The organism is Cognatishimia sp. F0-27 (assembly GCF_020667845.1).
In the GTDB taxonomy this organism is placed as follows: Bacteria; Pseudomonadota; Alphaproteobacteria; order Rhodobacterales; family Rhodobacteraceae; genus JAFMPQ01.
Genome location: NZ_JAFMPQ010000049.1, coordinates 23,169 through 32,171 on the forward strand (window position 1 = coordinate 23,169; position 9,003 = coordinate 32,171).

At 67.8% G+C, this 9,003-nt stretch carries 7 protein-coding genes; 1 reads left to right on the top strand and 6 read right to left on the bottom strand.

Translation table 11 applies throughout. The features are described 5' to 3' along the window. Nucleotides 1-63 precede the first annotated feature (63 nt). The 5 genes from J1C49_RS19560 to J1C49_RS19580 form a co-directional block, all read right to left on the bottom strand. Nucleotides 64-864: a carnitinyl-CoA dehydratase gene (locus J1C49_RS19560; RefSeq protein ID WP_370639440.1), complete on the bottom strand. Its 801-nt coding sequence runs from the start codon at nucleotides 862-864 to the stop codon at nucleotides 64-66. Then, nucleotides 851-2,932 carry an acetate--CoA ligase family protein gene (locus J1C49_RS19565; RefSeq protein WP_227447523.1) on the bottom strand — a complete coding sequence of 694 codons (2,082 nt, stop codon included), beginning with the start codon at nucleotides 2,930-2,932 and terminating at the stop codon, nucleotides 851-853. Before J1C49_RS19565 ends, J1C49_RS19560 begins: the two co-directional genes overlap by 14 nt. Then, entirely contained in the window at nucleotides 2,925-4,085 is a 1,161-nt protein-coding gene (locus J1C49_RS19570; protein WP_227447524.1) for an acyl-CoA dehydrogenase family protein, read from the bottom strand. The genes J1C49_RS19565 and J1C49_RS19570 overlap by 8 nt, the downstream gene beginning before the upstream one ends. A gap of 185 nt (nucleotides 4,086-4,270) precedes the next feature. Then, nucleotides 4,271-4,990 carry an aspartate/glutamate racemase family protein gene (locus J1C49_RS19575; RefSeq protein ID WP_227447525.1) on the bottom strand — a complete coding sequence of 240 codons (720 nt, stop codon included), beginning with the start codon at nucleotides 4,988-4,990 and terminating at the stop codon, nucleotides 4,271-4,273. Continuing rightward, nucleotides 4,987-5,727, bottom strand: coding sequence for a GntR family transcriptional regulator (locus J1C49_RS19580; RefSeq protein WP_227447526.1), 741 nt, complete (start codon nucleotides 5,725-5,727; stop codon nucleotides 4,987-4,989). The genes J1C49_RS19575 and J1C49_RS19580 overlap by 4 nt, the downstream gene beginning before the upstream one ends. Before the next feature lie 163 nt (nucleotides 5,728-5,890). Here J1C49_RS19580 and J1C49_RS19585 point away from each other — a divergent pair, with 163 nt between their 5' ends. Continuing rightward, nucleotides 5,891-7,639, top strand: coding sequence for a thiamine pyrophosphate-binding protein (locus tag J1C49_RS19585; RefSeq protein WP_227447527.1), 1,749 nt, complete (start codon nucleotides 5,891-5,893; stop codon nucleotides 7,637-7,639). Between the two features lie 166 nt (nucleotides 7,640-7,805). Here J1C49_RS19585 and J1C49_RS19590 read toward each other — a convergent pair whose 3' ends face one another. After that, nucleotides 7,806-8,711, bottom strand: coding sequence for a LysR substrate-binding domain-containing protein (locus J1C49_RS19590; protein WP_227447528.1), 906 nt, complete (start codon nucleotides 8,709-8,711; stop codon nucleotides 7,806-7,808). Nucleotides 8,712-9,003: the final 292 nt, after the last annotated feature.

The window sequence follows — 9,003 nt, forward strand, 5'->3', positions numbered from 1 at the left end:
CAGGCGACAGGCGGGATGGCGGGCGGGGCGATCCGCGCTCTGCGCGGGAGCGGCGCATCGCCATCACCGCCCTTTCCAGACCGGATCGCGCTTCTCGGCAAAGGCCCGCGCGCCCTCAAGCTGATCCTCGGAGCGGTAGAGCCGCTCGACCGTCTCGAACTGGCTCCCGGTGATGCGGTTGAGCGCATCGTGAAACTTCATGTCCTCCGCCTCGCGCACAATCTCCTTGATCGCGGCAAACACCAGCGGCGGCCCGGATGCCAGACTGTCGGCGAGCGCTCGCGCCTCCTCCATCAGTGCCGCCGCAGGCAGGATCCGGTTCACAAACCCCCAGCGATGCGCCTCCTGCGCATCCAGCCAGCGCCCGGTGAACAGCATCTCCATCGCGATATGATAGGGGATGCGCTTGGGCAGCTTGATCGAGGCCGCATCCGCCACCGTGCCGGACCGGATCTCCGGCAGCGCAAACTGCGCATGATCGGCCGCAAGGATCATGTCGCCCGACAGCGCCAGCTCCAGCCCGCCCCCGCAGCAGATCCCGTTCACCGCCATGATCACCGGCTTGTTAAGCCCGCGCAGCTCCTGCAACCCGCCAAATCCGCCCTTGCCGTAATCGCCATCCACCGCGTCGCCATCCGCCGCCGCCTTGAGGTCCCAACCGGGGCAAAAGAACTTCTCGCCCGCCGCCGTGACCAAAGCCACGCGCAAGTCGGGATCGTCGCGAAACCCGGTGAAGACCTCGCCCATCACCCGGCTTGTGGCGAGATCGATGGCGTTTGCTTTGGGCCGGTCGAGCACGACCTCCAGCACCGCCCCCCGGCGCGACACGCGCAACGGCGGCGCCTCCAACTCATCCCAGCGCATCATCGCGTCCCTCCCTCCAGACGATCAAAGCATCCACCGCCACAGCGCCGTCGCGCAAGAGCAAAAGCGGATTGATCTCAACCTCTTCCACCGCGTCGCGATGCGCATCGACATAATCCTGCACCGCCATCACCGCGAAGACCAGCGCATCGAGATCACCCGCCGGCTGACCGCGATACCCCGCGAGCAGCGGTGCGATCCGCAACCGCAAAAGCGCCTCGCGGATCTCCTCCGCCGTCACAGGCAACAACACAGACACCGCATCGCGCAGGATCTCCGTCAGCACACCCCCGGCCCCAAGCGTGAGCACAAACCCATGTGCGGCGTCCCGCGTCACCCCGACCAGAAGCTCGGCCAGAGCGCCCCCGATCTGCGCCTCAACCAGGAAGCCGCCGGGCGCGTCCATCTCTTTCGCCGCTCCGTGCAGCGCATCCCTATCCGCAATCCCCAACCGCACCGCCCCGGCTTCGGTCTTGTGCGCGTGGCCCAACGCCTTGAGAACCAGCGGATAGCCGACCGCCCCGCCTGCCTGCGCCAATCCCGACGCATCGCAGCGCCGCGACGCGGGCACCGCAAGGCCAAACCCCGCCAAAACCGCCTTGGCCCCCGCCTCGTCGACCGCAGGCACCGGCGCGCCCGACACGCCCGGCATCCAGACCGGCACTGCTGCTTCCCCCGGCACGCCGACCCGCGCCACCGCCTCGATGGCCTCGAACGCCGCCCCCATGCCGCAAAACGCCAGCACGCCGCGCGCCATGCAGGCCTCTGCCACCGCTTGCGGCATCGTCTCGGGCAGAGAGGAGACCAGCGCAATCGGCTTGCCTGCGCGCGCCCCCGCCTCCGCAACCGCCTCGACCACCATGTGCCAATCGGGCGCGTCAAACCGTTCCGGGCGCGGAAAATCGAGCACAACAAGCCCCAGCGCCAAACCCTTGCCCTGCATCATCGCGACAAAGGTCTCACGCAATGCCGCGCGATCACCCCAGATATACGTGTGGTAATCCAGAGGGTTGGCCAGCGCGACCCTGGGGCCAAGCGCGGCCCGCAGCGCGCTCTGCTGCGCGGGCTCCAGCGGCGGAAATACCACCTCCCGCGACAGCGCCAGATCGGCCATCAGGCTCGCCTCGCCCCCCGAACACGACAGCGACGCCAGCCGTCCCGAGGCCAATCGCCCGACGCAATGGCTTAGCTTCAGCGCCTCGATCAACCCCTCGCACGTGGCCACCCGCGCCACCCCGAGCCGGTCGAAAAGCGCCTCCGCCCCCGCCGCACTGCCCGCCAGCGACGCCGTGTGCGACACCGAGGCCGCCCGCGCCTGATCGGACCGCCCCACCTTGAGCGCCACAATCGCTTTCCCGCACGCACGCGCCGCCTCCGCCAGCGCCTCGAACCCGCGCAGATCCGCAATCCCCTCGATATGCAGACCCAGCGCCGTCACCCGTGGATCGTCCAGAAGCGCGCGCCCCAACGCCGCCATATCCACGCAGGCCTGATTGCCCAGCGTGCCGACAAACCCGATGGGCAAACCGCGCCGCTGCATCGTCAGGTTCAGCGCGATATTGCTGCTCTGGGTGAGGATCGCAACGCCCTGTGGCACCCGCACAAGCCCATGACAATCGGGCCAGAGTGCCGCCCCGTCCAAAGCGTTGAGAAAACCGTAACAATTCGGCCCCAGCACCGCCATATCGCCCGCCGCCGCGCGCAACCCCGCCTGCAGATCGGCCCCGTCCGCAAGCTCCGCCCCCGCTTCCGCGAACCCCGAGGCAAAGGCCACCGCCCCGCCCGCTCCGCGCGCCGCCAGCGCCGCCAGAACATCCAGCGTCGCATCGCGGTTGACGCCCACAAAGCTCGCATCCGGCACGCCCGGCAAATCCAACACGCTGCGAAACGCAGGCAAACCCGCGACCTCCGCGCGCGACGGATGCACCGGCCAGATCGGCCCAGCGAACCCGATATCGCGGCAGGTCCCGATCACCGCCGCGCACCACGCCCCGCCCCCGATCACCGCCACGCTTTTCGGCGCGATCAACCGGCGCAGCGCCGCCTCCCGAACGCCGCCGTCACGCACCGCGCGGCCTGAAGATCTCGCGGCTGATGATGTGGCGCTGAATCTCCGACGTCCCGTCCCAGATCCGCTCCACCCGCGCATCGCGCCAGAACCGCTCGATGGGGAAATCGTCCATCAGACCCATGCCGCCAAAGACCTGCAACGCGGCGTCGGTCACCCGCGCCAGCATCTCGGAGGCATAGAGCTTGGCCGAGGCAATCTCGCGGTTCGCGGGCAAGCCCTGATCGAGCCGCCACGCCCCCGCCAGCGTGAGCCAGTCCGCCGCGTCGATCTCCGTGATCATATCGGCAATCTGAAAGCTCACGCCCTGAAACTTCGCGATCTGCTGGCCGAATTGCCGCCGCTCGGCCGCATAATCCGCCGCCATGTCGAACACGCGCCGCGCGCGGCCCACGCACATGGTCGCCACGGTGAGCCGCGTCGCGTAAAGCCATTCGTTCATCACGTCAAAACCGCCATCGACCGCGCCCAGTACTTGCGCATCCGGCAAGCGGCAGTCGTCAAATTCAAGGATGCAATTGGCATAACCGCGATGGCTGACCGAGCGATAGCCCTCCCGCACTTCGAACCCCGGATGCCCCCGATCCACCAGAAAACAGGTGATCCGCTTCTTTGGCCCCCTGGGCGTGTCATCCACACCCGTGGCCACAAAAACGATAAAGAAATCAGCATGCTCCGCGCCGGAGATGAAGTGCTTGGTGCCGTTCAGAACCCAATCGCCGCCCTGCCGCACGGCGCTGCACGCCATCCCGCGCACATCCGACCCGGCCCCCGGCTCGGTCATCGCCAGCGCATCCATCCGCGCCCCGCGCACCGCCGGCAACAAATAGCGCTCCCGCTGTTCGCCTTCACAGGCCATGAGGATGTTCTGCGGTCGGCCAAAGAAATGCGTCAGCGCCATGGAGCCGCGCCCCAATTCGCGCTCGACCAGCGTGAAATCGAGATGCCCGAGACCCGCACCGCCCACCTCTTGCGGAAAATTGCAGGCGTAAAACCCCATCTCGATGACCTTGCGCCTGATCTCCTGCGCCAGATCCGGCGGCACTGTGCCGCTGCGGTCCACCGCCGCCTCATGCGGATAGATCTCCGCCTCGACAAAGCGGCGCACGGTGTCGACGATCATCTCCTGTTCTGCGCTCAATCCAAACTGCATGCCGCGCCCTCTTTTTCCGCCGCCTGACGTCGACTGAACGACGGAAGCGCGCGATCTGTCGCGCAGGAATGGACCCAAACCGGGCAGAAAACGACACCGGTCTGTCCGATTGCGGCACGCCCGCGCGCGCCCTGCCTCCGCCGCGGCCGCGTCCGGAAGCCCGCGGCAAGCCGCGCAAAACCGCGCTAGGGCATGGCAAACCGCGCCGGGGTCAGCCCCGACTGAAACCAGGTCACAAGCCCGAGCATGGAGAAACAGGGCAAGCCGGTCGCCGCCGTGATGTCGGCGGCGTAAGGGCCCATATTGGTGCATTCCAGCACAAGCGCGCCAAGTTCGGGGTGCGCGCGCTGCATGGCGAGGGCGGCCTCCACGTTGTCGCGCCGCGCGGCGTCCACATCAAGCAGACCCTCATTGCCAAGGATCGCCCGCGTGAACTCCGCGCCGCCCTCGGTGGTGCCGATTGGCGTGCCCTCCGGCACCCGCGCCGCGCGCAGATGGGCCTCGGTCAGCTTCGACGCCGAAATCGTCAGGATCCCGGCCCGGCGTTGCGCTGGCAAGAGCCGGTTCACCAGATCCACCTGGCACAGCGAGGACGTCAGGACCGGCACCGGCATCGCCGCTGCCAGCTCGGCCTGGAACAGCGACAGGAACCCGCAATTGGTCGTGATGCCGTCCGCGCCATCGGCCACCAGCGCCTGCGCCTCCGAGATGAAGGCGTCAAGCAACCCTTCGGCCCCCTGCCGCACAACCCGCTCCGGCGAGGCCCCGCGCACGATGCGGTAGAGCACCGGAAACGGCCAGCTGCCCGCATGGCCCATATCGCCCGGGATCCTCGGAAAGCGCGCGTCAAGCATCAGGATGCCGACCGATGCGCCATAGATCGACTTGCCGCCCTGCGCGATCATGTCTGCCCCTCCTTCACCGCCACCGGGCGCCCGTCGCCCGGTGCAACACCCAGCACCTCACCCGACAGATCCGCATCCGGATCCATGTAGAGCGCCGAAATCCCCTGCCGCACAAACCCGGTGACCTCGTCCATGCGCTTGCCCACATGGGCGCGCATCACCGCATCGGCCCGCGCCGCATCGCGCGCCACAAGGGCGGCCATGATCGCGCGATGCTCGTCCTTGGAGTGGCGCAGCGCCCCCATGCTCAGGCTCACCCAGCGGATATAGCGGATCTGCTCGCCCACCCGGCGCAGCTGCGCCTCCAGCGCCGCATTGCCCGATGCCTTGGCGATCCCGAGGTGAAACGCCTCGTCGCGCGCGCAGGCCTCACCCACCGTAAGCCCCGCCACATCAAGCCCGCGCGCCTCAAGATCCGCCGCAAGCGCGGCCAGCGCCGCATCGCTCGCCCGCGCGCAGGCCAGCGCACAGGCCGCACATTCCAGCACCAGACGCAGCTCGTAAAGATCGAACACCGCCCGCGCATCCAGCCCGCGCGCAAAGAACCCGGCACCGGGCTGAAACACCACCAGATCCTCGCTCACCAACCGGTTCAGCGCCTCGCGCAACGGCGTGCGCGACACGTCCAACGCCTGGGCCAACGCGGTTTCGTTGAGCCGGTCTCCCGGTCGCAACCGATAGGCCAGAAGCTGCGCCTTCAGCTTGAGATAGGTGTCGTCAACCCGCCCGTCGGCCATGCCATACCCTCATCTGTGGTCACACCAGTCTTGCGTCAAAGCGGATCGCAATGCAATATACGTAGCTGTATACAGTTTGGAATGCAGATCGGAACACGCCGCAAGACACGCATTCCGAAACCGACCCAAACGCCAAACCCCCCCGATCCGGAGACCCGCAGCCATGACCCAACGCAACGCACCCAACGGCGCCGAAGCGCTTGTCCACATGTTGCAGGCGCATGGCGTCAAACACATCTTCGGGCTGTGCGGCGACACCTCCCTGCCGTTCTACGACGCCATGCGCGGGCTCGATCATGGCATGACCCATGTGCTGACCCGTGACGAACGCTCCGCCGCCTACATGGCCGACGGCTATGCCCGCGTGACCGGCCGGCCCGGCATCTGCGAAGGCCCCTCGGGCGGCGGCGCGACCTATATCCTGCCGGGTCTCATCGAGGCCAACGAAAGCAGTTCGGCAATCCTCGCCATCACCACGGACATCTCCGTGGCGAGCTACGGCAAATATCCTCTTACCGAGGTGGATCAGGACGCGCTGATGCGGCCGCTGACCAAGTATAACACCGTGATCAAACAGGCCGCCCATATCCCGCGCATGGTGCGCGCCGCGTTCCGCGCCATGACCACCGGCCGCCCTGGCGCCGCCCATCTCGGGTTGCCCTACGACATCCAGTATGACCCGGTCGCCGCCGAGGACCTCTGGGCCGACCAGAGCCATACCCGATACCCGGCCCATCCCGCCGCCCCTGCTCCCGGCGCCGCGGAGGCGCTGCTCGACGCGCTTGCCACCGCGAAGCGCCCGCTGATCGTCTGCGGCGGTGGCGTGATCATCGCCGGCGCCTGCGGCGCACTTGCAACACTGGCGGACCGGCTCGACATCGCCGTCGCCACCTCGATCTCCGGCAAGGGGGCCCTGTCCGATGACCATCCGCAAAGCCTCGGAGTGGTCGGCTCCAACGGCGGCACCGAAGAGACCTGGGAGATGATGGCCGAGGCCGACTGCGTGCTCTTCCTGGGGTGCCGGGCCGGCTCGACCACCACCAAGCGCTGGGAAGCGCCAGCGCCCGGCACACGCATCCTGCATATCGACAGCGACCCGATGGTGATCGGCGCCAATTACGAAACCGAGCACGCTATCGTCGCCGACCTGCGCCTGGCGCTGGACGCCTTGCTCGACGCACTCGAGGCGCGGCCCATGCCCCGCTTCGGAGCCGCCGCCCGCGTGGCCGCGCTCAAGGCGCGCAAAGTCGCCCGGTTCACGTCCCTCGCCAAACCGGATCCCAAACCCGACCCGCTAAACATTTCCACGCCCCCCGCGCCGGAAGGCCCATCAGCCATCACCCCCCTGCGCCCCGAGACGGTCATCGACGGCCTCAACGCGATGCTGCCGCAAGACGCGGTCGTCGTATCCGATCCCGGCACCTCCTGCCCGTATTTCAACGCCTATGGCCACCTGCCCCGGGCCGGCCGCCACTACATCACCAACCGTGCGCATGGCGCACTCGGCTACGCGATCGGCGCGGCCATCGGTGCGCAGTTCGGCCGCCCCGAGGCCAAGGTCGTGGCGATGATGGGCGACGGCTCCTTCGGCTTCTCCTGCGGCGATCTTGAAACCGCCGCCCGCTACGGCCTGCCCATCACGTTCCTCGTGCTCTCCAACGCCAGCTTCGGCTGGATCAAGGCCAGCCAGAAAGACGACAAGGGCGCGCGCTATCACAACGTGGATTTCAACCGCACCGACAATGCCCTTATCGCCCAGGGCTTCGGCCTGACCGCCTGGCGCGTCACCGACCCCGACGGTTTGCGCCCGACGCTCGACGCCGCCTTCGCGCATGCCGGCCCCACGCTGATCGACATCGTCACGCAACCGCTCGAAGAAGCCGCCGCCCCGGTCATGCGCTGGATGGGATGACGCACCCGGCTTGAGATCCTCCCCATGTGCGGCGCGCCGCGCGAGGCTGCCCACAAGTTTCTTTGGGCCTGAAATATCCCGGGGAGCGCGAGGGGCTGGCCCCTCGCCCCCTCCCCACCGCGCGCCCTCCGGTCAGATGCCGCACACCCCCCACGCGCCGCCGCGTTCACCCCGGATCGCGGGCGCGATAGGGCTCCAGCGCCGCCAGCAACGCCTCAAGAAACGCGCCCCCCACGGAGGACAGCGGCCTCGCCCGCGAGGTGATCACCGCCATGTCCATCAGGATACGCGGCCGAAACGGGCGCGAGGGCACCCCCCGCCCCTCGGCAGTCTCGAAGACAAAGGGGTCAAGAAGCGCCACCCCCATGCCTTCGCGCACAAAGCTCAGCAGGTTGAGAAAGAGATGCGAATGCACGCGCGTGCGCAACGGCACACCGGCGCTCTCGAAGGCGTCGCGCAACCGGCGATGGGTCATGTGCTCCGGTCCCATCATCACAATCGGCGCCCCTGCAAGCCGTTCCGGCGTGAGCACGTCATGCCGCATCAACCCGTCCCCCGGCGGCAGCGCGATGCGGGTCTCGAAATGCAAGGGAAACACGTCAAACCCGTCATTGAGCAACGGCATTTCGCAGATCCCGATCTCGAACAGCCCTGACGCGACCCATTCCTGGATCTTTTGCGAATATTGCGACTGAAAGGAAATCGCGATGTCCGGGCGCGCCCGCGCAAACTCCGCGATGATCCGCGGCAGCAGCGAAAAGGACATCGAATGCTGGCAGGCGACCTGAAGCTGACCGGCCTGCGCGTTCTGGAGATCGCTCACCGCCTGCGCGACATGATCGAGACCGCGCACAACCGTGTCCACCTCGCGATAGAGCACATCCGCTTCCGGTGTCGGCACCAGCCGCCCGCCCCGCCGCTCGAAAAGCCGCACGCGCACGCTGCGTTCAAGCTGCGCCAGCAGGTTCGACAGGCCGGGTTGCGAGATGCCCAACAGCTCCGCCGCGGCGGTCACCGTGCCGGTCTCCACGATGGCGTGAAACGCCTGCAATTGCCGGAACCGAAGTGCCATGCGTCTCCCCTTGTCAGCCGTCCGGTGACACCGGGTGTCACGATCATCCGGATGGCCCGAACACCGCCGACGCCGCCACGGGCGTTGCCCGGCCACCCCGTCCGACCGACGGGGCTTGCCATGATCCACCCGCTGTCCGGCGACGGGGACCCACTCGGACGACCGCCCCCCCCCACATCCGTAAGACTGTCAGCGCGACCAGAGCCACCAGAGCCACCAGAGCCACCAGAGCCACCAGAGCCACCAGAGCCACCAGAGCCACCAGAGCCACCAGAGCCACCAGAGCCACCAG

Bases quoted from the DNA above. Each gene is read 5' to 3' on its own strand.
- J1C49_RS19560 (WP_370639440.1), bottom strand. From the start codon at position 864: ATGCGCTGGGATGAGTTGGAGGCGCCGCCGTTGCGCGTGTCGCGCCGG.
- J1C49_RS19570 (WP_227447524.1), bottom strand. From the start codon at position 4,085: ATGCAGTTTGGATTGAGCGCAGAACAGGAGATGATCGTCGACACCGTG.
- J1C49_RS19575 (WP_227447525.1), bottom strand. From the start codon at position 4,990: ATGATCGCGCAGGGCGGCAAGTCGATCTATGGCGCATCGGTCGGCATC.
- J1C49_RS19580 (WP_227447526.1), bottom strand. From the start codon at position 5,727: ATGGCCGACGGGCGGGTTGACGACACCTATCTCAAGCTGAAGGCGCAG.
- J1C49_RS19585 (WP_227447527.1), top strand. From the start codon at position 5,891: ATGACCCAACGCAACGCACCCAACGGCGCCGAAGCGCTTGTCCACATG.
- J1C49_RS19590 (WP_227447528.1), bottom strand. From the start codon at position 8,711: ATGGCACTTCGGTTCCGGCAATTGCAGGCGTTTCACGCCATCGTGGAG.